Below are 22,147 nucleotides of genomic sequence, written 5' to 3'. Positions count from 1 at the left end.
GCGGGGTTTACCCCCGAGCCCGGCTGGCTTCCTGATCCAGGTTGGCCGCCTCCACCGCCCGGGTGGCAACTCTGGGTCGACGACACAATCGGACCACCGTATGGTTCGACGCCGATGGTGGACAGCAGCGCTGCCGGCCTAGCGCCCGACGCGGTCCTGGTCTCGGATCAAGCGATGACCGCCGGACCGCCGGACCTTCAGAACGTCGCGGCCACGGTGGAAACTGCGCCGGGCAGCAGCGGCGGACCGCAGGCCTCGAGTTCATCGGCGGCGCGGGAAGGCACGGGCGGCCTCACCGTTCCGGTTCGGAGCCGCGAAGGACGGGGACTCTTCGGGGGAAAGAAGCGGCTGGAGAACGAGGTCGAAAGCCTGCGAACCCTGGTGGGGGAGCTCGGAGGCATGGACGCGCTGACCATCGCGGCGGAGACCGACCGGTTGCGCAGTGAGCTTGATGAGGTGCGGTCCTCCGTAGCGAAGGCGCGGCAAGAAGTCGCTGACGCTCAGGTCGAACTGGCGGCCGCACGCCGCGACGTCATTGCGACCAACGAGTTGGCGATGCTGCAAGAGGTCGGGATCTACGAGTACTCGCACCCGCTCGAGGACGCTGTTGCGTACAAGGGGCGGTTGGCCGAACTGAAGGACCGGTACAAAGTCCTGGCGAAGAACGGCAGGGCGGTAACTGCGACGACGAACTGGCAGGTCAACAACTCCGCCCGCGCTGGTGCCAAGATGGTGGCTGAGATCTCGAAGCTGATGCTACGGGCCTACAACGCTGAGGCGGACAACTGTGTGCGGACGGTTCGTCCTCACCGACTCGCGTCGAGTGTCGAGCGCCTCGGCAAAGCGCGAGAGTCGATCGCGCGGCTTGGGCAGAGCATGGACATCCGGATCAGTGCGGACTACCACGCGCTCCGCGTGACCGAAATCGAATTGACGGCGGACTACCTCGCGAAGGTCGAGGATGAGAAGGAGCGCGTCCGCGCGCAGCGCGAGCAACAGCGCGAGGAAGAGGCCGCCAGGCGGGAGTTCGAGCGGGAGAAAGCCCGGCTGTTGAAGGAACAGTCCCACTACGAGACGGCACTAGCTCGCGTTCGCGCCTCGGGCGATGCGGACGCGATCGCGCAACTCGAAGCCCAGATTGCGGAGATCGAGGCGTCGATCGCGGGCGTCGAGGCCCGGGAGGCGAACATTCGCACCGGATACGTCTACATCATCTCCAACGTCGGATCGTTCGGGCCGAAGATGATCAAGATCGGTATGACCAGACGGCTCGACCCCCTTGACCGGGTGCGCGAACTCGGTGACGCCTCGGTGCCTTTCAAGTTCGATGTCCACGCGATCATCTTCAGCGAGGACGCGCTGGGCCTGGAAGGCGCGCTGCATGCTGCATTCGCGACCAAGCGGGTCAACCGAGTGAATCTGCGGCGAGAGTACTTCTACGCGACTCCGGCCGAGGTTCGGGACGAGCTGGCGCGGATCGCCGGTCAGCATCTCGTGGAGTACCGCGACGTGCCGGAAGCGTTGGAATGGCGCGCAAGCGACCGGGAGCGTGAGGTAGTGGTAGGCACCGCAGACGCCGCGCTGTAGATTCCAGGCCCCGACCCCGCCGAAGGTGCGGCAGGGTGCGATGAGCCGGTTCACCCTGCCGCACGTCCGCGGTGGTATCTGCGCCGTGCAGCGCGGATCATGCCGCCGGGGGCTTGTTGTTGTTGGTGTCGTCGTAGATGCGGGAGGCGATGTCGGCCTCGGGGCTCGGGGGCTGGTTCACCGACTGCTGGACGTTCTGCCAGACCGCCTTGCCGTCGGCCTCCGGGATCACGATCCAGGCGACCAGATAGCCGATCAGGGCGGTGCCGCCGGTGAGCAGGGTCAGGCCGACGACGGCGAGGCGGACCAAGGTCACGTCGATGTTCAGGTACTCCGCGATGCCGCCGGAGACACCGGTGAGCATCCGCTGGTCGCGGGACCGGCGGAGGACCTTGCCGGACAGGTTGGAGAACGGTGCGTTGGAGTTCGTCATGGCTCAACTCTCCCGCCTGAGGGGCTCCGGCCACATCCGGATCGGTACCGACCCGACCCTGGTCCGACCCCGGAGACCCCGAGCCGGCGCCCTGACGACTTTCGGCCCGGAACGTGCCGGACGGGGCGGTGGGTGGGCGCAGCAAAAGTGCCAGATCGGGGCGGTGGGGTAGGGCAGAGAAAGTGTCCGTGGCCGCACCTACTGTCGGGGGATGGACGTCGACGTGCTGACGAAGGTCGTGCTCGGGCTGCCGGGAGTGGAGGAACACGAGGGCTGGGCGGGTCAGCCGGTCTTCAAGGTGCGGAACAAGAGCTTCGCGTACCTGTCAGAGGACGGGACCAGGCTGATGCTCAAGGCGCTGCGCGAGGAGCAGGAGGCGCTGGTCGCCGAGGACCCGGAGGTCTATTCGCCCGCCTGGGCCTCCAGCCGGTTCGCCTGGGTCGACGTCGACATCGCCGCCGCGGACGACGAGGAGCTTCGTGAGTTGGTCACCGAGGCGTGGCGGCTGAGCGCCCCGAAGTACTTGATCAAGCAGCTGAACGACTAGAGCGTCCTGCGGACGAGGACCCAGCGGGGGTTGGTCCGGCGTACCTCGGTGAAGCCGGCGCCGAGAAAGACGGAGAGCGGTCCGCGGTAGAGGTCGGCCGACGAGACGCCGGTGGCCTTCGGGACGTCGACCGCACAGCCTTCGACAGCGGAGGCGCCGTACGACCGGGCGAAGTCGACCGCGCCGAGCGCGAGCTCCCCGGCGAGGCCCTGACGACGGTGGCCCACCGGTACGACGAAGCAGGTGATCACCCAGGCGTTCGGGCGGTCGGTGCGCCAGTTGGGTGATGCCTCCACCCGCGGGTACGCCGTCCGCGGGGCGACCGCACACCAGCCGACCGGCTCGTCTCCGTCGTACGCGAGCACGCCGGGCGGGATCTCGCCGTGGCAGACCTGCCGGCGCAGGGCGCGGCGGTTGCTCTCCCGGTTCGCGGTGTCCCACTGCCGCCCGCGCAGCCGGAAGTACTGACAGAAGCAGCGAGCCGGATCCCCGCGCTCGCCCATCACCGCGGCCACGTCGGACCAGGTGTCCGGGCCGGCTGGTCGCACATCCACCATGGGGCTACCGTAGCGAGGGCCGGCTTGCACTCGTCCGGGTCGAGTGCTAAAACTTGGTTAGCACTCCAAGGGTGAGAGTGATAAGGCTCGTGCCCACGGAGTGTGACAGAAGACGGCCTCGATGAGGTGCCGGAAGCGCGACGGGACGTGAGCGTCGCGGCGCCGGCGCCGTCCGTCGCGGGCATCCCGGCCGGCTGAACCACAAAGACTCGACGCGGGAGGACTCGCGGAGAATGCCCAAGCTGATTTCGTTCGATGAAGAGGCGCGCCGCGGCCTCGAGCGAGGGATGAACACCCTCGCCGACGCGGTCAAGGTGACGCTCGGCCCCAAGGGCCGCAACGTCGTACTGGAGAAGAAGTGGGGCGCCCCCACGATCACCAACGACGGCGTCTCCATCGCCAAGGAGATCGAGCTCGAGGACCCGTACGAGAAGATCGGGGCCGAGCTCGTCAAGGAAGTTGCCAAGAAGACCGACGACGTCGCAGGTGACGGCACCACCACCGCCACCGTGCTGGCCCAGGCTCTCGTCCGCGAGGGTCTGCGCAATGTCGCGGCCGGCGCCAACCCGATGAGCCTGAAGCGGGGCATCGAGAAGGCGACCGAGGCGGTCAGCGAGCAGCTGCTGGCGCTGGCCAAGGACGTCGAGACCCGGGAGCAGATCGCTTCCACCGCCTCGATCTCCGCCGCCGACACCCAGGTCGGCCAGATCATCGCCGAGGCGATGGACAAGGTCGGCAAGGAAGGCGTCATCACCGTCGAGGAGAGCAACACCTTCGGCCTCGAGCTCGAGCTCACCGAGGGTATGCGCTTCGACAAGGGCTACATCTCGCCGTACTTCGTCACCGACGCGGAGCGGATGGAAGCGGTCCTCGACGACCCGTACATCCTGATCGTGAACAGCAAGATCTCCAGCATCAAGGACCTGGTCCCGGTGCTGGAGAAGGTGATGCAGACCGGCAAGCCGCTGGCCATCATCGCCGAGGACGTCGAGGGCGAGGCGCTGGCCACCCTGGTCGTCAACAAGATCAAGGGCACCTTCAAGGCCGTCGCCGTCAAGGCGCCGGGCTTCGGTGACCGCCGCAAGGCGATGCTGGTCGACATGGCCGTCCTGACCGGCGGCGAGGTCATCTCCGAGGAGGTCGGCCTCAAGCTCGACTCCGTCGACCTCGACCTGCTCGGCCAGGCCCGCAAGATCGTCGTCACCAAGGACGAGACGACCATCGTCGAGGGCTCGGGCGACGCGGACCAGATCGCCGGCCGGGTCAACCAGATCCGCGCCGAGATCGAGAAGTCGGACTCCGACTACGACCGCGAGAAGCTGCAGGAGCGGCTGGCCAAGCTGGCCGGCGGTGTCGCGGTGATCAAGGTCGGCGCGGCCACCGAGGTCGAGCTGAAGGAGCGCAAGCACCGCATCGAGGACGCCGTTCGCAACGCGAAGGCGGCCGTCGAGGAGGGCATCGTCGCCGGTGGTGGCGTGGCCCTGCTGCAGGCGTCCGTGGCGGCGTTCGAGAAGCTGGAGCTCGAGGGTGACGAGGCGACCGGTGCGCAGATCGTGCGCCAGGCCGTCGAGGCGCCGCTGAAGCAGATCGCGATCAACGCCGGCCTCGAGGGCGGCGTCGTGGTGGAGAAGGTCCGCAACCTCGAGCCGGGTCACGGCCTGAACGCCGCGACCGGTGAGTACGTCGACCTGATCGCCTCCGGCATCATCGACCCGGCGAAGGTGACCCGGTCGGCGCTGCAGAACGCGGCCTCGATCGCGGCCCTGTTCCTCACCACCGAGGCGGTCATCGCCGACAAGCCGGAGAAGGCTGCGGCCGCCGGCGGCGGTGCCCCCGACATGGGCGGCATGGACTTCTGATCCACTGAGGTCCACAGCACACAGCAGCAAGCAGCGGTCCCGGGCTCCCCGCCCGGGACCGCTTCGCGTCTCTGGGGCTAGCTGCGGAGGGTGGTGTTGAGGCGGTGGTAGAGGGTGCCCTGGCGGGTGTGGGTTGGGCTACGGGGCGGCCAGCGGCGTACGACGTCGCGGATGACGGGTGAGGCGTGGTCGATCGCCCAGCGGATCTCCTCGTCACCCAGGTGGGGATCGCCGGACGCCAGTTCGCGGGCCTGGGCGAGGTAGACGGCCGAGGCGAGGACGTGCTTCAGCTGGTCCGGGTTGTCGATGTCGTGAAGGTACGGCGCTCCGGCCGCACCGAGCGCGGACCGGGCTGCGGCCGAGGCCGCCGGATCGCCGACCTCACCGGCGGCCTTCTGCGCCGCCCAGGCGGCCGAGCGTTGCCACCTCGTCCGCTCGGCCCCGTTCGCGTAGGCCCGGGCGGCTTCGATCGCCTCGCGCGGACGGGTGTCGCCGGGAGCCACTGCCTCGAACAACGGCAGCGCGCGTTCGGCGCAGTCGACGGTGTACTGGGTGACCGCACGACGCTCTTCATCGGTCAGCTTCATGTGTGTCAATCGTATCTTTGAAGCTCCGTGTGGAGACTTCTGCAGCACACGCCACCCGGCCGCGCTGCAGAAGTCTCAAACCGGGATCGGAAGGCCGCCCGGACGAGGTGGCGCCGGTTCGGCCCAGGAGTGAATAACCGTTGGACGATGACCTCGCCGACGGCCTAGTGTCTGCCGCGGCGAGAAGGGCCCGAGCGGAAGGAGCGACCGATGAACACACTGACTTGTTTCCCGGCGCGTCCTGCCCGCTCGCACAGCTCGCACTGAGCGGAGCCGCGCGCCTCCTGCTGGAGGTTTCGTGAACATCCGCACCACTGTCGAGGCCGACCTCGACACCATCCATGCGCTGATCGAGCGGCAGTCGGTCAACACCGTCACCCGCGAGCGCTACGACGATTTCGTTGCCGACGGCTACTACCGGAACGACTGGAACCGGGTCGTCGAGGAGGACGGCGAGATCCGGGCACTGGCCATCTGGTGGGGTCCGCCCGACCATGACCACCCGTTCAGCATCGACGGCCTGTACCACGTCGGCGACGGCGATCCGGTGCCGGCCTGGACGGCGCTGATCGAGCACACCCTCGAGAGTCGCCCGGCCGACGCCGAGCCGCCGGAGTACCACTTCTTCCTGCCCGCTGACTGGAAGGACCGGCCGGACCTGGTCGCCGAGCTCGCGCCGCGCCGGAAGGCGGCCGAGGCGGCCGGCCTGACCGGGGTCACCGAGCGACTCCGGTACGAGTGGAAGCCGGAGTACGGCCTGCCACCGCGCTCCACCAGGCTGCGGTTCGAGCCGGCCGATGACGAGGCCTTCGTGGACGTGTTCCGTCAGGTGTCCGCGGGCAGTCTCGACGCCGCGACCGCACGGGAGATCGCCCGCCTCGGCGTCGACGGCGAGGCCCGCGAGACACTCGAGGTGTACAAGTCGATGCCGAACAGCGACCGCTCCTGGTGGCGGCTGGCGTACGAGTCGGGTGCCGGGGCGGGGAAGGAATCAGGCACAGCGGGCAAGCTGGTCGGGTTCGCGATCCCGTCGGCGAACCAGGGCGGGCTGACGGTCGGGTATCTCGGCGTACTGCCCGAGCATCGCGGTCACCGTTACAGCGACGACCTGCTGGCCGAGATCACCCACATGCTCGCGGAGCTGGACGCCGAGCGCATCACGGCGGACACCGACTTCGGCAATGTGCCGATGGCGCGGAGCTTCGAGCGCGTGCATTACCGGAACTTCGCGGTCCGTTTGGTGCTGTCCTTCCCGGCGAACTGATCGCCGGCCCCCCGGCGCGTTCAACTCGGGCGCGCCGAGGGGCAGACGGCAACGATTTCCACCCCTATGCTCCCTGACATGTCAGAAAGCTCCGGCGGGTGCCGGGGCCGGGGGAGGTCCGGCGATGCGTGACATCGCGCTGATTCTGCACGTCGCCGCGGGAGTGCTGGCGGTGCTGATGGGCCTGCCGGCGATCGTCCTCACCCTGCGTCGGCGCCGGCTGAACTGGGCCGGCGAGATCTACCACTGGGCGGTCGCGGTCGTCTGCCTGACCGCACTCGTGATGGTCCCGTACGACTGGGGCCGGCTGTGGTTCTTCTGGCCGATCTCGGTCGCGTCGTACCTGTTCGTCTATCTCGGGCAGCGTGCCGCGGAGGCGCCCGGCGGGCTCTGGTACCGCGGGGTGCTGCGAGGGTACGGCGGGGGCTGGATCGCGCTGTGGACGGCCATTCTGGTGGTCAGCGCACCCCAGCAGCCGTGGTCGTGGGTGATCCCGATCGTGGCCGGCTCCGCGATCATCGAGTGGCTGTGCTTCAAGCCGCTGCCGGGCTGGACCAGAGAGATCCAACCCGGCAGGTGAAGGCTCACCGCAGCGGGCCGAAGAACACCCTCAGATCGTCGGCCAGCAGGTCGGGCACCTCCATCGCCGCGAAGTGACCGCCGCGCTCGTACTCCTTCCAGTGGCTCATCTGCCCGGCCGGGTCCGCCAGGCTCTTGATCGCCGTCTCGGCTCCGAACACCGCAACTCCGGTGGGCGGTCCGGCCACCTCGGGCGAGCTCCATCCTTCCGAGTCACCCGCCGCCTGCTGAGCGGCGAAAGCCTTCCAGGCCTGCATCCCCTCGTAGACGGCGTGCGCCGACGAGGCGCCGGACCCGGTGAACCAGTACAGGCTGACGTTCGTGAGCAGCTGATCCCGGTCGACCGCTTCCTCCGGCAGTTTGTGGATCGGGTCGGTCCACTCCGCGAACTTCTCCACGATCCAGGCGAGCTGCCCGATCGGCGAGTCGTTCAGCGAGTACGCCAACGTCTGCGGTCGCGTCGACTGCAGCACCAGATACCCGTACCCCTCGTCGAGCATCCGGTTGAACCGCTCGGCGCGCACCCGGTCCACCTCCGCCAAGCCCTCCAACGGCAGCGGGTCCCCGAACGGCGTACCCGCGCTCACACCCGCCAGATGCACGCCGACGACGTGAGCCGGATCCACCATCGGCAGCATCCCCGCGACCCCGGATCCGACATCGGTCCCGTGCGCGGCGTACCGCTCGTACCCGAGCCGGCTCATCAGCTCCGCCCACATCTGCGCGACGCCGAACAGGTTGAACCCACCCGGCCCGAGCGGCGTCGAGAACCCGTACCCCGGCAGTGAAGGTACGACGACATGGAACGCGTCGGCCGGGTCACCGCCGTACGCGGCCGGATCGGTCAGCCGGCCGATCATCTGCTGGAACTCCACCGGGGACCCGGGCCAGCCGTGAGTCAGGATCAGCGGCAGCGCGTCCGGCGAGGCCGACCGCTGATGGAAGAAGTGGATCCGCTGCCCGTTGATCTCGGTGACGAACTGCGGGATCTCGTTCAGCGCCGCCTCGGCGGCGCGCCAGTCGTAGCCGTCGGACCAGTACGCCGCCAGCTCCTGCAGGTAGGCGACCGGAACGCCGCGGCTCCAGTCGTCCACCGGGGGTGTGGCCGGCCAGCGAGCGCCGGCCAGCCGCGCCTTGAGGTCGTCGACCTCGGCTTGCGGGATCTCGATCCGGAAGGGCCTGATGTCTGGGTTCGTCGTCATGCCCTCAGGCTAGAAATAATTGCGGCGAGGATCTTTCCGCAATTGCTCAGGCCTGACCGGCTTTTTCCTGCGGAGTGGCCTTCCGTACGACGAGCCGCGTCCAGGCTCCGACGTAGATCCGGTCGTCGGGGCTCAGCTCACGCCGCTGGCCCGGGACGATCGGGTCCTCGGGGAGCGGGCCGGCCGCCGGAGCGACGTAGGTCCCGTTGGACGACTGCAGATCCTCGACCCACCAGCGGGTGCCGTCGGTGGTCAGCTGAGCCTGGCGGCGGCTGACACCGGTGTCGTCACCGCAGTCGATCTCCGGGTTGATGTTGCGACTCCGGGACGGCCGGCCGATCAGCACGCTCTTCTCGGTCAGCGGGATCACCACCGGCAGCCCCGCCGACGGACAAGGGTCGTCACTCTGCTGTACGGCGTACCAGTCCGGATCGACCCAGCGTTCGACGACCCACTCCGCGGTCTCGGTGGGCGCCGGCGGCACCGGCGGCGGTGCGGTCGGCAGGTCGAGTGACGAGGCCGGGCGCGGCATGGTGCCGGTGGTGAAGTCGTAGCCGCAGTTCTCACAGAACAGGGCGTCCGCGACGGCCGGCTCCGAGCAGTTCGGGCAGGTCTGGCTCGCGGGCGGCGGAGCGGCGACAGCCGGTGCCGGGATGCTCGCCGCGGCCGGGGTGGCCGCGGCGCCGATCGGCAGGCCGCAGACGTCGCAGTAGTCGGTCGAGACCGACGGGTGCCCGCTCGGACAGCTGACTGTCGTCATTTCTTCACCCGGGTGGTCTTGGTGGACGCGGTGTCGAGGGCCATCTCGTCGGCCTTCTCGACGGTGCGCTTCAGCCGCACGGTACCGGTCTCCTGATCCTCGATGTCGACGACCTTGCGCAGCCGGGTGGTGGCCTCCTCGTTGCCCGTCTGGGCGGCGAGCTGAACCGCCCGGCCGAGCTTGGTCGTCGCGGTCGCGGTGTCACCGGCGGCCTTCGCGGCCAGACCCTCCTGGATCGCCTCGGCCAGCTCGGTCTGGCCGGTGTAGTGCGCGACCTCCGGGCTGATCCGCGTGGTCAGCGCCTCGTCCGCGGACCACAGCGCCTTGACCAGGCCCTGCGCGACCACGTCGTCGCCGATCACCAGTTGCACCCGGGCGGCGAGCTGCTCCTGCCCGATCGCCTTGGCGGCGAGGCGGATCGCCACGTGGTAGTCGCGCGACTCGTCACCCCACGAGCCGGTCGGGTACGAGCCCGTCAACGGGTTGACCGCCGTACGCCGTGAGGTCAGGTCCTCGACCGTGGGGGCGACCTGGCGGACGAACAGGACCTCCGCGCCCTGCGGAGCCCACACCCGCAGGTCGGCCTGCGCGACACCGCGGCTCATCGCGTTCTGGATCAGCTTGGAGAACTCGGCGGCCAGTTGGTCCGGGGCCGGGATGATGTCGACGGTGCCGAGCAGCGCTCGCGCGATCCGCCGTACCTCGTCGACCTGCCAGGCGACGCCGACGCCGCGGCAGTCGCACTGGAACTCGCCGGTGACCGCCTCGATCGTCTGGGTCAGCACCTCCGGCGTCTCGTGCTGGTTCTCGCCGTCGGTGAGCAGGATGGCGTGCTTCTGGGTAAGCGACGGCACGGTCTTGAAGACCCGGGACGCCAGCCGCAGCCAGGTGCCCATCGCGGTCCCGCCGTCGGCGTAGAACCGGGACACCGCGTCCTTGGCCTGCTGGCGGGTGAACTGGTCCATCCGCACCATCACCGGCTCCGGCGACGGCGGGTAGGCCAGCTGGGCCCGGTCGTTGCCGGAGATCACCGCGAACCAGACGCCGTCCAGGATCTGGTCGAGCGCGGTCTGCGCGGCGTACGCGGCGGCCCGGACGCCGTCGGCGCCCATCGAACCGGAGGTGTCGACGATGATGATCTCGCCCGCGTCTCCACTGCCGGACTGCCCGGCCGCACCGGCGCCGCTGCAGTCCACCGTGACGATGGCGTGCACGTCGGTGCCGCCGTCGGGCAGGAACTCGTTCTGGTAGACGGTGGCGGTGAACTCGGCCATGGGTGCAGCGTCCTTTCTGCGAAAGAGCGGAGTTAGAGCCGCGCCAGGGCGACGGTGATGTTGTCCTGGCCGCCCTGGGCGTTGGCCCAGTCGACCAGCGCGGACGCGGTGGCCAGGGGCTCGCCACCGTGCGCCGCAGCGGTCTGACGTACGAGGTCGGCCAGCGGTGCCGCCTCGGAGCAGTAGTTCCACAACCCGTCCGAGCAGACCACGATCCAGCCCGGGCCGGTGACCTGGACGGTCGTCGTCCGGGGGGTGTGGTCCGGGGCGTCCTTGCCCAGCCAGCGGGTGATCGCATGCGCGTGCGGACCCGATTCGGCCTCCGCCCGCGAGATCCCGGTGGCGATCAGTTCGGCGGCCCACGAGTCGTCCACGGTCAGCGCGATCGGCTCGGCATCGTCGGGGAACCAGTACGCGCGACTGTCCCCGACCACACCGGCCACCAGCAGGCCGTCCTCGAGCACCGTCGCCACGAACGTGCAGGACGCCGGGTTCGGGCTGTCCGGACTGGTGTTGTCCAGTACGGCGTCGTTGGCCGCATCGGCGGCCGCCTTGAGCCGCGCCGCGATCGCACCACTCCGAGACGACTCGGTGCCGATGCCCTGCGCGTGACCGGCCTCGAGTACGTCGCGAGCAGCACGGGCGGCGGCCAGACTCGCCACGTCCGAGTCGAGGGACGAGCTGACCCCGTCGCAGACGACCAGGAGAGCACGGCTGCCCGGCTCCGGGTCGGCCGCGAGGGCCATGGCGTCCTCGTTGCGGGTGTGCCGGATGCCGCGGTCGCAGACGCCGGCCACCCAGGGCGCGGGCTGCTCCTCGAAGTGGTCGCGCGGCTTGGCGGCCTTGGTGCCGCAGGTCTCGCAGTACCCGTCGGCACCGACCACGCCGCCACACGACTGGCACGGGCTCACCGGGGCGGTGTTGATCTCCACCGTCGGCTCGGTGTCCGTGTCCAGTGCCGGTTTGCTGGGAGCGGCCGGTTTGAGCTCCGCCCCGCAGGCCTCGCAGAAGCGGTCCGCCTCGGACACCGGGCCACCACAGCTGGGGCAGACCGTCTGGGTCGTACTCGTCATCGCAACGTCCATCCTCGAACCTCGTTGGCCAGGTCGACCAGGGCGATCCGTTCCTGCCGGGTCTGCGCGTGATCCGCCAGTTGACGGTAGGTGGCCTCGAGCCCGTCCCGCAGAGCCGGCTCGGTCGCCTCCCGTCCGTCGATCCGCAGCCCTGCCTGCGGACCGGACTGCTGGACCTGCGCCAGCGCCGTCCGGAACACCTCCGCGGCCAGGTTGGCCCGGTCGACCGGATCGATGGTCAGTGACTCGATACTGTCCATCGCGTCGGCCAGCGCGGGAAGGCCACGCCCCGATCCTGCCAGGAGACCGGCTCGCTGGCGACGGGCCCGGATGTACGCGCCGCTGGTCCGCGGTACCAGGTCGAGCGCCGCGATGGCGCCGTCCAGGTCGTTCCGCCTGGTGCGGATCTCGGCCAGCCCGAAGGCCGCCGGTGCGATGTAGTTGGCGTCGGTGCGGGCACAGGTGAGATAGAGGCCTTCGGCAACGTCGTACTCACCGCTGAGCTGGCAGGCGATGGCCAGGGCCAGCTTCGGCGCGAGTTCACCCGGCACCTGGCCGTAGACGGCGTTGAAGGCCGACTGGGCAGCGGCGGCGTCGCCACGGGCCAGTGCGACCAGTCCGGCCATCCAGACGGCCCGCCACTCCCACGGGTCCCCAGCGAGCAGGTCGGCGACCGCTGTGTCGACTATGTCGTAGCGGTACTCGCCCACCTCGAGGGCCGTCTCGGCGATCTCCAACAGGATCTCAGGAGACGGCTCCGGCGCGTCCACGAGCAGTTCGAGCCGCTTGGAGGCGTCCGGGACGCTGACGGTCTTCAACCAGCCGGCCATCTTGTCGCTGTCGTCCCGCACCAGCGACGGGAGTTGCTGCCAGGGCGCGGCCTTGTCGCCCAGGCCGGCTGCCTTGTCGCCGGGCGTGCCGAACAGCAGCGACGACGCGGAGTGCTGCGCCGCCTTGACGCCCTGCTTGTCCGCGACGACCTCACGCAGTACGCCGAGAAGCTGCACCCGGAGCTCGTCGGCGGTCTGGAAGCGGTCCGCCGGATCCTTGGCACACGCCTTCTGGAGCAGCCGGTAGACCGAGTCGTACTTCTGGAACAGCGGTACGTCGTTCACCGGCGGCAGCGACGCCACGTACCGGGACTGGTAGCCGCGGAACTCCATCGCCAGTACGCACAACGTCCGGCCGAGCGTGTAGATGTCGGAGGCGATCGACGGGCCGACGTCAGGGACCTCGGGTGCCTGGAAACCGACCGTGCCGTAGATCGCGGAGTCCAAGTCGTCGATCCGCCGGACCCCGCCGAGGTCGATCAGCTTGACCGCGTCGCCCACCTGGATGATGTTGTCCGGCTTGAAGTCGCAGTACAGCAGGCCGAGGTCGTGCAGGTACGAGAAGGCCGGCAGGATCTCCAGGATGTACGCGATCGCCTGGTCGATCGGCAGCGCGTCGTACTGCCCGTTGTTGGCGGCCATCCGCTGCTTGAGCAACGTCTTCAGCGAGGTGCCGCCGACGTACTCCATCACGATGTAGCCGGCGCCCTCGTGGGAGACGAAGTTGTAGATCTCCACGATCAGCGGGTGCTCGACCCGGGCCAGGAACTGCTGCTCGGCGATCGCGGCCGCGACGGCGTCCGGGTCCTCGGAGTTCAGCAGGCCCTTCAGCACCACCCAGCGGTCGGACACGTTCTTGTCCCGGGCCAGGTAGATCCAGCCGAAACCACCGTGGGCCAGGCACCCGGCCACCTCGTACTGCCCGCCGACCAGGTCGCCCGGGTGCAGCTTCGGCGAGAACGAGTACTTGCTCCGGCACTTCGGGCAGAACCCCTCCGTGCGGCCGGGCTGGTCGCCGCGGGCGCGGCCGACCGGGTTGCCGCAGTTGGGGCAGTTCCGCCGGTCCTCCGGGACCATCGGATTGGCCAGGATCGCTTTGCTCGCGTCGATCTCGGGGATCGACGGCACCTGCGTCAGGCCCGCACCCAGCCGTGCACCGCGCAGCCGGGTGGACGACGTACCCAGCCGCCGCGTGAGCTTGGAGCCCGCCGCGGCAGCCCTCGCGGATCCGAGTGGTGTCGAAGCGAGTCGGTTCGACGCGCGCGAGACGGTCGACGGCGTGTTGATCGGATCAGGTTCGTCCGGAGTCGTCACGGCCGGGGCACCGGCGACAGCCGACGGGCTCGTGGCTCCCTCAGGTGCGGGCGAACCGCAGACGTCGCAGTACCCGTCCACGAACGTGCCGGTGCAGCCCGGCTGCGTGCACGTACCGCTCGACGCGGTTGTCCCACCGGTGGAGGCGGGTGAGCCGCAGACGTCGCAGTACCCGTCCAGAATCGTGCCCGTGCAGCCAGGCTGCGTACAGGCCATGGTCGTCGTCATCTGGTCCCTCCGGTGCTCTCCAGGTAGGCCTGGTACGCCGTGACGAGTGCACCGAGCCGAGCCAGGTCCACCGGCTCCGACTCGATCACCGCACGCCCACGCCGGTACAACTCGGCAAGATCTTCGTTGCCCGGTGCAACGGCGGCCGCCTTCACCTGATACGCGTCCAGCCGGGCGGCAAGCTCGTCACGCCGTTCCAGCGCCGAGCCGTACGCCGACTGCGCCTGACCGAGCGCCCGCCGTACGGCGTCCAACCGGGCCAGGTACTTCTCCAACTCGGCGGGGGTGTTCGGCACCGGGCCGATCGCGGTCACATCCGGTACGGCGAGACGCGGAGCCGGTCGCACCGCGGCCACGGCCCGGTCGGCAAGCGCCCGTACGGCGATGCCCTGCGCCTCCAACTCACCGCGCAGCGAGCGGGCGCGAGCGACGTCGGCCGCACGCTCCTTGCGGGTCGCGGCGCCGACGATGAGATCGCGCTCGGTCCGGGCCGCGTCGATCTCCAGCGGGCCGATCAACCCGCCGATGTCCGCGCCGCGTTTGTTGCGCTCGGCAAGGTCCGTGAGGCGGCGGTCGAGGTCGTGATGTGTGGCCATCGCCGCGTTGCGGGTGGTCGCCGGCTCCTGCTTGACCAGATCGTTGATCCGCTCGACCTGCGCGCGCAGCTGACGCAGTCGCGCGGCGAGGTCGGCGTCGCCGGGCTCCAGCGCCAGCTTGGCGCGCAGGCTGGACGCCAGCGCGTCCGACAACTTGCATGCCTCAGGCAACGAAACCGCGAGCGAGCCGCCGGCGCCGCCGGTGTCCAGACCGCCCCAGATCAAGGTCGAGATCCGCTCGGTCTCGGCCGGGCCGACCCGGCCGGAGTCCCAGCTGACGAGGATCAGCTCGTACCGGTCCGACACCGCCTTCCACACCGCCATGCTCAGTACGACGTCCGCACTCAACGCATCCGCGTCGGGGGAGTGCAGCGCAGCCTGGTCGAGCTCGTCCAGCTCCGCCTTCCGCCGATCGCGCCAGGTCCCGAGCGCGTCGAGAAACGGCAACAGTTCCGTCGCCGGGATGCTGCTGCCCATCCGTCCGGGCGGCGCCGGAGCCGAGGCCGCCGGCGTACGAACGGTCATGACGGGGGAATCCGGCCGTAGAGAGATGGCGGAGGTGACGACAGCTTGCCGAGCGCGGGCTGGAGCCACTTGATGTACGAACCCATCCAGGTGCCGTCCGCCTTCATCCGGTCGAGTACCTGGTTCACGAATTGCACGAACTCCGGGTGTTTGAGCGACATGCCGAGGCCGTACGGCTCGTCGCTGAACCGCTCCGGCAGCACCTTCGCGTACGGGTCCTGCGCGACGTCGCCGGCGAGCACCGTGTCGTCACCGGTGATCCCGTACGCCTTGCCGGACTGGAAGAGCGCCAGGCAACCGGTGTCGGTGTCGGCCGTGATCGGTACCGCCTTGGGGTTCTTCTTCTTGAGGTTGTCCAGACTGGTCGAGCCGGCCGGAGCGCAGATCGTCCTGCCGTCCAGATCCTCGAGACTGGTCGCGGTCGAGTCGACCGGCACCAGCGTCTTCTGCCCAGAGCGGTAGTACTCGGCCGAGAAGGCGATCTGCCCCCAACGAGCGCAGTTGATCGTCATGTTGCGCGCGACGATGTCGACCTGATCGTTCTGCAGCACCGGGATCCGCTGCGGGCTGGAGATGACGCGCAGTTCGATCTTGTTCGGGTCGCCGAAAATCGCCTTCGCGACGGCCCGGACCATGTCGATGTCGAAGCCCTCGATCTTCCCGGAGACCGGGTTGCGCGCGCCCAGGTTCAGGCTGTCCGCCGACACACCGGCGATCAGCCGACCGCGCGCCTGAATTTGTGCCATGTACGTGCCGGCCGGCATCGCGTTGGGCTGCGGCATCGGGCCCTCGGGGGCGTACGACGCCAACGGATTCCCGCAGTCCGGCTGCGGGGCCGGGGGAGCGGCCGACGCTTGGGACGGCTGCACCTTCGGGGGGATCTGCGTCGCGTCGTAGTCACCTGAGCCGCAGGCGGTGGCGGCGAGCAGGAAGGCGACCGACGCCGCGACCGGGGCGAGCAGCTTCTTCATCGGTACTCCTCCAGGCGCTGCGACATTCCCCAGGCGACGAGTAGGGCGGCGGCGATGCCGATCGGGAGGCCTAGCCAGCCGATCGGGGGGAGGCCGTCGCGGGCGGCGGACAGTTCGGTCCGGACGGCGTCGCTCGTCGTCTTCAAGCGGCTGCCTGAGGTGTTGTCGAACTCGGTGAACGCGAGCACGGAGTTTGCGTCCGGCGTCTTGCCGACGGCCAGCGCGACGGCCGCGTCCCATTCGCCTCCGGTGTCGCGGCTCCGCACCACCTTGTGCACCTCGTCGTAGTCGTTCCACTGCGACCGCAGTCCCGCGTCGTTCAGCTCGTTCAACTGCTCCGCGACGACCGCGGCCGACGCGTTGTAGGCCTTGTCGAAGGCGTCACCGGAGCCGCGCGCGATCAAGGTGAGGCTCTCGTTCGAGCGGGCGTCGTACGCCGCGATCCTGGCGCGGGACAAGGCCAGCGTGTCCGAGTACGCGTCGTCGCGGGTGTCCGAGGCGGAGCCGGACGCTCTGGACAGCGCGACTCCGCCGATGACGGTGGTGAGGAGGACGAGGGCTGCGCCGGCGGCGATGGGGACATTGATGTAGCGATGGGTACGGCGGGCCAGCCAGCGCAGGGTGACGGCGAAGACGACCAAGGTCAGCAGGCCGCCGGCGAGGACCCAGATGTTGCCCTGGCCGATGCCGTCGAACTCGGAGTCGACACGCTCCTCGTTGGCCTGCACCAGTGCCTTCACCAGCGGGAGGGAGTCCTGCTGCAGTACGGCGTTCGCGTCCTTCAGGTACTGCGATCCGATCGGGAGACCCTGGCGGTTGTTCGCCCGGGCCTGCTCGATCAGGCCGCCGTACGTGATCAGCGTCTGGTTGAGCGCGCCGAGCGCGTCCTTGTCGGCGGGTTGCGCGTTCGCGGCCTCGGCGATCAGGCGGCCGGCCTCGGCCATCGACTCGACGAAGTGCTGACGCTGCTCGGGTGGCTCGAGACCGCCGACCAGGAAGGCGTTGGTGGCGTCGGCGTTCGCGCTGACCAGGTTCGTGTGGATCGCCTGGATGCGGACCAGTTGGGCAGCGTTCGCCTCGGCGCGGGTCAGCGCGCCGTCGGACTGCCGGAAGCCTTGCGCGGCGGCGAGGCCGAAGACGACGCTCATCGCCGCGGCCAGGATCAGGAACGCGCGCATCCGGCCCGGTGTGCCCTCGAACCACTCGGCGACCGGGCTGCGGCGGCCGGGCGTGGGGAAGGCGGGCTGCTGAACGGCGGGCGGGGCCGGCTGCTGGGCCGGCGGCGACCAGGCCGCGGGCGGCGGCGCACTCTGGGTCTGGGTCACGCCTGTTCTCCTTGCTCGGACTGATCCTGCTGCGCGGCCTCGGGCTGTTCGGGTTCGTCGGTGAGGTCTTCGGCGAGGATCTGACGCAACTGGTCCTTGGTGGGTGCCGTGACGTCGCGCAGCCGCCAGGCGTGCCGGCCGATCGCGGCCTCCAGCACGTTCCGGGCGAACCTGCCGTTGCCGAACGACCGGCCCCGCGGGGTCGCGGCGAGGATCTCTCGGAACTTCGCCAACGCGTCCGCGGTCAGTTCGTAGTCGGCGCCCTCGGCGAGCCCGGTGAGGATGTCGGTGAGCTCGTCGTCGCTGTAGTCGTCGAACGCGATCGTGGTCCGGAACCGGCTGGCCAGCCCCGGGTTCGCCGCGATGAACGCCTCCATCGGCTCCGGGTAGCCGGCCACGATGACGACCAGGTCGTCGCGCCGATCCTCCATCTCCTTGACCAGCGTGTCGACCGCCTCCCGGCCGTACTGGTCGGCGCCGAACTCACCCGCGGTCAGGCTGTACGCCTCGTCGATGAACAGCACCCCACCCGCTGCGGACGCGACCACGTCGGCGGTCTTCGTCGCGGTCTGACCGAGGTACCCGGCGACCAGTTCGGACCGGTCCACCTCGATCAGCTGTCCCTTCGACAACAACCCGAGCGCCTTGTAGATCCCGCTCACCAGCCGGGCCACGGTCGTCTTCCCGGTCCCGGGATTGCCCACGAACACGAGGTGCCGGGTGATGGTCGGACTCTTCAGCCCCGCCTCGGTCCGCAGCTTCTCCATCCGCAGTACGGCGACCTGCCGGTGAACCTCCCGCTTCACCTTCTCAAGCCCCGTCAACGCGTCGAGATCCGCCAGCAACTCCTCGACCGTCTTCGCCGGCTCCTGTTCGGCGGCCGGCTCGGCCGCGGTCGCCTTCGCGGTCGTCTGCTCGGTATCCACGGCCGGCCTTGCCGGGGCACCACCGACCTGCAGCGGTCGAGCGCCTGCGGCCTGAAGTTGCGCGGCCGCGGCCACCGACGCGTTGCCGACGACTCGCATCGTCGGCTCGCCCAGCGTGCACGCCGCCGACGCGACCTCTGCCAGCGCCTCCGCGTACGCGACCTTGTCTGCTGAACCCGCCGCGACCAGCTCGGTCAGGACGGCAGTCGGCGTACCACGCCACCGACGACCGCGGACGGCCGCGTCGAAGAAGTCTTGCGTGGTCGCACCGGGAGTCACCTTGGCCCAGTCCGCGGGCGCGCCCGGAGCGGACTCCGCCAACGCCGCGGCCAACGACAGCGCTTCCATGCGAGCCCTGTCTTCCGGGACGCCGGCGCGCGCAGCTACAGCCAGCAGCTCCGACAGGGCTTGCTGGAGTGACTTGCCGCCCTCGCCGCTCATGCCCCTCCTCGTCCGGTGGGTGGTCGAAGTGGTCCCGCCGGTCCGGTGTCGGGTGGTGGTGTCGACGCCGTCGGGTCGATCGCCAGGCCTCCGCCGGTCGAGCCGGTGCCGAACTTCTCCTGCAGGAACCGGCCGTGGGCGATCAGCGCCGCCGCGTCGGCCCGGTTCACCGCGTCGAACACCTTGTCCATCGTGGAGCCCAAGAGGTCCAACTGGTCGATCAGGATCATCAGCGACGTCTTGCCCTTGTCGACCGGCCGGGTGTCGGCCCAGTGCCGCGGCAGCCGCAGGTACCCGCCGATCGCCTCGGGCAGGTAGTCCGTCGCGGTCGCCATCACGGAGTACGCCTGCGCGCTGCCGCCCAGGTTGCCCAGCCGCGGGATCGTCTCCCGCACCACCCGGACCACCCGAGCGACCCGCGATGCCACCACCGCCGGTACGGCGCCGTCGGCAACCATCTGTTCGACCCGGGTCAGCGACGCGAGCAGGTCGTCGGTGGTCGGCGGACGGGGAACCGGGACAGGCTCGGGCTCCGCCTTGCGGCCGGTCAGCCGCGCGAAGAAGTCACCGAGCGCCATGCAGTCCCCGTCCCCCCAGTCAGTGTGTGATCAGCGACCGAGGTCGAGGTCGAGGCTGCCGTGGACGACCCGCTGGTCCTGCTGTGCGACCCGCTCCAGGTACGCGCGGGACTTGGTCACCTCGGTCTCCAGCGTGCCGATGGTGGCGGCCATGTTGTCCAGCGCCTCGACCTTGAACGTGTCGATCGCGTCCATGGTCGCGTAGATGTTCGCGAACGCGGCCTGCAGCTGCGGCAGTCCGATCGTCGCCGAGGCGGCCTGCTGCTGGATCGCCACCGAGTTGTCCCGCATCATCTGCGAGGTTCGCTCGATCATCCCGCTGGTGGTCGTGTTCAGCGCGCTGATCTGGTCCAGCACGAGCTTCTGGTTGCTCAGGGCCTGCGCCACGATGACCGCCGTCCGCAGGGCCGAGACCGTGGTCGTCGACGCGCGGTCGACACCCTTGATCAGCTCGATGTTGTTCTTGATCACGATGTCGATGGCCAGGTAGTTCTGGATCGACACGGCCAGCTGGGTGAGCAGGTCCTGGTGCTTCTGCCGGACGTAGAACAGCACGTCCTCGCGGAACGCCTTCGCCTTGTCCGGGTTGGTCGCCTCCAGCTCCGCGATCGCCGCGGACAACCTCGCGTCGAGGCGCTCGGCGACGTACACATACTGGTTCAGCCGGGTCATCGCGTCCCAGAGTTGCTGCTTCTCCAGGTTCAGCGCGGCGTTGTCCTTGCCGAGCTCGTCCTGGCCGTTGCGCAGCGCGTGCAGGATGCCCTCGAGGTGGCTCTGCGCGCTCTGGTACTTGCGGAAGTAGTCCTCGATCTTGTCGCCGAAGGGGATCAACCCGAGGAACTTCTTCACCCCGGTGGCTTCCTTCGGGTCCAGTTCCTCGACCGTACGGCGAAGCTCGAGCAGCGTCTTGCCGACGGTCGAACCCTCAGACAGGCCGCCCTCCTGCAGCGCCCGGACCGGTGACTGCAGCAACCGGTTCGAGCTCTCGGCGGCCGCGCGGATGTCGACATCCCCCATGCTGCGGACGTCACTGGCCTTGGCGGCGAACTCCGGGGAACGCGGCTCGGCCTGCATCAGAGCGCCCAGGAAGGTGTCCACCTTCGCGTCCAGCCCGGGCAATGCTGCCGGGTCGACCGCCGGCGCCATACTCGGCGCGGCCGTCGCGGCGACCGGCTGAGCCGGCGGTGGCGCGGTCAGGATCAGGCCGGGCGCGGTGGCCGTCGGCGGCTGGAGCGGCGACGCCGACGGCTGCGCGGCGGCAGCAGCAGGCCCCGGAGCAGCAGCCCCAGGCGTCGCTGGTGTGTTGTCGGCATCGGTCATCGTCGTTCCCCTCCACGAGGCGCCCCCGGCAATTGCGCTGTCACCTCCGTGACGCGCACACAATCTACGCGGTTCCAGGTCTCCCTGGCTTCCCCGTTGCGTAACTCGTTCGTCAGGTACGGCGGTAGCTGACGAACGCGAAGCCGTCGTGGGCGTCGCGGGAGGTTTCGGTCCAGAGCCCGAGATCGACCTCGGGGAAGGTGACATCGCCGTCGGGGGACTGGGCCACCTCGGTGAGCTCGAGGCGGTCGGCGTACGGGAGGGCCTGTCGGTAGATCTCACCACCGCCGGCGACGAAGAGGTCGCCGTCGTACGTCAGTGCGTCGTCCAGGCTGTGGACGACGTCGACGCCTTCGGTGGACCAGGCGGTCTGGCGGGTGACGACGACGGTACGGCGGCCGGGCAGCGGGCGGCCGATCGAGTCGTACGTCTTCCGGCCCATCACCAGGGTGTGGCCGAGGGTGAGCTGCTTGAAGCGCCGCAGGTCCTCGCGGATCCGCCAGGGCAGGTCGTTGTCCCGCCCGATCACGCCGTTGGCGCCGACCGCGGCGATCAGGATCACGGTCATACCGCGATGGGCGCCTTGATCCCGGGGTGCGGGTCGTACCCGACCAGTTCGACGTCCGCGATCTCGTACGCGTCGATCGAGTCCCGCGGAGTCAGGTTCAGCGTCGGCAGCGGTCGCGGCTCGCGGGTCAGCTGCAACCGGGCCTGGTCCAGGTGGTTGAGGTACAGATGCGCGTCGCCCAGGGTGTGGACGAAGTCGCCCACCTCGAGCCCGGTCTGCTGCGCCACCATGTGGGTCAGCAGCGCGTACGACGCGATGTTGAACGGCACGCCGAGGAAGATGTCGGCCGACCGCTGGTACAGCTGGCAGGACAGCCGGCCCTCGGCGACGTAGAACTGGAACATCGTGTGGCACGGCGGCAACGCCATGTTGTCGACATCCGCCACGTTCCACGCGCTCACGATGTGCCGGCGGGAGTCGGGGTTGTTCTTGATCGACTCGATCACGCCCGCGATCTGGTCCACGTGCCGCCCGTCCGGGGTCGGCCAGGAGCGCCACTGGTAGCCGTACACCGGCCCGAGCTCACCGTCGGCGTCGGCCCACTCGTCCCAGATCGAGATGTTGTTCTCGTGCAGCCACTTGACGTTGGTCGAGCCGCTGAGGAACCAGATCAGCTCGCCGATCACCGAGCGCAGGTGCAGCTTCTTCGTCGTCACCGCCGGAAAACCCTCGCGGAGGTCGTAACGCGACTGGTACCCGAAGACACTCAGCGTGCCCGTCCCGGTCCGGTCGCCCTTCCGCACCCCGTGGTCCAGCACGTGCCGAAGGAGATCCAGATACTGCTGCATGTCCGACAAGCTAGC

At 69.4% G+C, this 22,147-nt stretch carries 21 protein-coding genes; 5 read left to right on the top strand and 16 right to left on the bottom strand.

Annotated features, from left to right (window positions below; translation table 11 throughout):
- Window positions 1-114: 114 nt before the first annotated feature.
- Window positions 115-1,587 (top strand): DUF4041 domain-containing protein, encoded by a 1,473-nt coding sequence (locus ACYVOK_RS01000; protein WP_460660287.1) that lies wholly within the window; start codon window positions 115-117, stop codon window positions 1,585-1,587.
- Between the two features lie 97 nt (window positions 1,588-1,684).
- Here the strand turns inward: ACYVOK_RS01000 and ACYVOK_RS00995 are convergent, their stop codons facing one another.
- Complete coding sequence (locus ACYVOK_RS00995) at window positions 1,685-2,020, bottom strand: PspC domain-containing protein (protein ID WP_460660286.1); 336 nt, start codon at window positions 2,018-2,020, stop codon at window positions 1,685-1,687.
- A 211-nt stretch (window positions 2,021-2,231) separates the two neighbouring features.
- Here ACYVOK_RS00995 and ACYVOK_RS00990 point away from each other — a divergent pair, with 211 nt between their 5' ends.
- A complete protein-coding gene (locus ACYVOK_RS00990; RefSeq protein WP_460660285.1) occupies window positions 2,232-2,567 on the top strand; it encodes an MmcQ/YjbR family DNA-binding protein in 336 nt (111 codons plus the stop codon).
- Here ACYVOK_RS00990 and ACYVOK_RS00985 read toward each other — a convergent pair.
- Window positions 2,564-3,124 (bottom strand): GNAT family N-acetyltransferase, encoded by a 561-nt coding sequence (locus ACYVOK_RS00985; protein ID WP_460660284.1) that lies wholly within the window; start codon window positions 3,122-3,124, stop codon window positions 2,564-2,566. The two genes, ACYVOK_RS00990 and ACYVOK_RS00985, sit on opposite strands and share 4 nt — an antisense overlap.
- 233 nt (window positions 3,125-3,357) lie before the next feature.
- On the opposite strand from ACYVOK_RS00985, the gene groL reads away from it, so the two are divergent.
- Window positions 3,358-4,983 (top strand): chaperonin GroEL, encoded by a 1,626-nt coding sequence (gene groL, locus ACYVOK_RS00980; protein ID WP_460660283.1) that lies wholly within the window; start codon window positions 3,358-3,360, stop codon window positions 4,981-4,983.
- A 77-nt stretch (window positions 4,984-5,060) separates the two neighbouring features.
- On the opposite strand, the gene ACYVOK_RS00975 is transcribed toward groL, so the two are convergent.
- Window positions 5,061-5,570 carry a putative immunity protein gene (locus tag ACYVOK_RS00975; RefSeq protein ID WP_460660282.1) on the bottom strand — a complete coding sequence of 170 codons (510 nt, stop codon included), beginning with the start codon at window positions 5,568-5,570 and terminating at the stop codon, window positions 5,061-5,063.
- A gap of 298 nt (window positions 5,571-5,868) precedes the next feature.
- On the opposite strand from ACYVOK_RS00975, the gene ACYVOK_RS00970 reads away from it, so the two are divergent.
- Together ACYVOK_RS00970 and ACYVOK_RS00965 are read left to right on the top strand one after the other, a co-directional pair.
- On the top strand, window positions 5,869-6,834 hold the full coding sequence (locus ACYVOK_RS00970) for a GNAT family N-acetyltransferase (protein ID WP_460660281.1): 966 nt from the start codon (window positions 5,869-5,871) through the stop codon (window positions 6,832-6,834).
- Between the two features lie 124 nt (window positions 6,835-6,958).
- Window positions 6,959-7,414: a hypothetical protein gene (locus ACYVOK_RS00965; protein ID WP_460660280.1), complete on the top strand. Its 456-nt coding sequence runs from the start codon at window positions 6,959-6,961 to the stop codon at window positions 7,412-7,414.
- Window positions 7,415-7,418: 4 nt separating this feature from the next.
- Here ACYVOK_RS00965 and ACYVOK_RS00960 read toward each other — a convergent pair whose 3' ends face one another.
- The 13 genes from ACYVOK_RS00960 to ACYVOK_RS00900 form a co-directional block, all read right to left on the bottom strand.
- On the bottom strand, window positions 7,419-8,615 hold the full coding sequence (locus ACYVOK_RS00960; RefSeq protein WP_460660279.1) for an epoxide hydrolase family protein: 1,197 nt from the start codon (window positions 8,613-8,615) through the stop codon (window positions 7,419-7,421).
- Window positions 8,616-8,661: 46 nt separating this feature from the next.
- A complete protein-coding gene (locus ACYVOK_RS00955; RefSeq protein WP_460660278.1) occupies window positions 8,662-9,375 on the bottom strand; it encodes an FHA domain-containing protein in 714 nt (237 codons plus the stop codon).
- Entirely contained in the window at window positions 9,372-10,649 is a 1,278-nt protein-coding gene (locus ACYVOK_RS00950; RefSeq protein WP_460660277.1) for a vWA domain-containing protein, read from the bottom strand. The genes ACYVOK_RS00955 and ACYVOK_RS00950 overlap by 4 nt, the downstream gene beginning before the upstream one ends.
- 32 nt (window positions 10,650-10,681) lie before the next feature.
- Window positions 10,682-11,734, bottom strand: coding sequence for a protein phosphatase 2C domain-containing protein (locus tag ACYVOK_RS00945; RefSeq protein ID WP_460660276.1), 1,053 nt, complete (start codon window positions 11,732-11,734; stop codon window positions 10,682-10,684).
- On the bottom strand, window positions 11,719-14,094 hold the full coding sequence (locus tag ACYVOK_RS00940; RefSeq protein ID WP_460660275.1) for a serine/threonine-protein kinase: 2,376 nt from the start codon (window positions 14,092-14,094) through the stop codon (window positions 11,719-11,721). Before ACYVOK_RS00940 ends, ACYVOK_RS00945 begins: the two co-directional genes overlap by 16 nt.
- Window positions 14,091-15,215, bottom strand: coding sequence for a hypothetical protein (locus ACYVOK_RS00935; RefSeq protein WP_460660274.1), 1,125 nt, complete (start codon window positions 15,213-15,215; stop codon window positions 14,091-14,093). Before ACYVOK_RS00935 ends, ACYVOK_RS00940 begins: the two co-directional genes overlap by 4 nt.
- Entirely contained in the window at window positions 15,212-16,186 is a 975-nt protein-coding gene (locus tag ACYVOK_RS00930; protein WP_460660273.1) for a glutamate ABC transporter substrate-binding protein, read from the bottom strand. Before ACYVOK_RS00930 ends, ACYVOK_RS00935 begins: the two co-directional genes overlap by 4 nt.
- Window positions 16,183-17,511: a hypothetical protein gene (locus ACYVOK_RS00925; protein WP_460660272.1), complete on the bottom strand. Its 1,329-nt coding sequence runs from the start codon at window positions 17,509-17,511 to the stop codon at window positions 16,183-16,185. Before ACYVOK_RS00925 ends, ACYVOK_RS00930 begins: the two co-directional genes overlap by 4 nt.
- The gene (locus tag ACYVOK_RS00920; protein ID WP_460660271.1) at window positions 17,508-18,878 is read right to left on the bottom strand and encodes an AAA family ATPase; all 1,371 of its coding nucleotides are present in this window, start codon (window positions 18,876-18,878) and stop codon (window positions 17,508-17,510) included. The genes ACYVOK_RS00925 and ACYVOK_RS00920 overlap by 4 nt, the downstream gene beginning before the upstream one ends.
- Complete coding sequence (locus ACYVOK_RS00915; protein ID WP_460660270.1) at window positions 18,875-19,456, bottom strand: hypothetical protein; 582 nt, start codon at window positions 19,454-19,456, stop codon at window positions 18,875-18,877. Before ACYVOK_RS00915 ends, ACYVOK_RS00920 begins: the two co-directional genes overlap by 4 nt.
- 30 nt (window positions 19,457-19,486) lie before the next feature.
- Window positions 19,487-20,776 carry a toxic anion resistance protein gene (locus ACYVOK_RS00910; RefSeq protein WP_460660269.1) on the bottom strand — a complete coding sequence of 430 codons (1,290 nt, stop codon included), beginning with the start codon at window positions 20,774-20,776 and terminating at the stop codon, window positions 19,487-19,489.
- A 112-nt stretch (window positions 20,777-20,888) separates the two neighbouring features.
- Window positions 20,889-21,344, bottom strand: a complete 456-nt coding sequence (locus ACYVOK_RS00905; RefSeq protein WP_460660268.1) for a dihydrofolate reductase — start codon at window positions 21,342-21,344, stop codon at window positions 20,889-20,891.
- The gene (locus ACYVOK_RS00900) at window positions 21,341-22,132 is read right to left on the bottom strand and encodes a thymidylate synthase (protein ID WP_460660267.1); all 792 of its coding nucleotides are present in this window, start codon (window positions 22,130-22,132) and stop codon (window positions 21,341-21,343) included. The genes ACYVOK_RS00905 and ACYVOK_RS00900 overlap by 4 nt, the downstream gene beginning before the upstream one ends.
- Window positions 22,133-22,147: the final 15 nt, after the last annotated feature.

It is taken from the genome of Kribbella swartbergensis (assembly GCF_054784135.1).
Note: the sequence above shows the minus strand (reverse complement) of the source record. Positions and strands in the feature narration are given on the sequence as shown.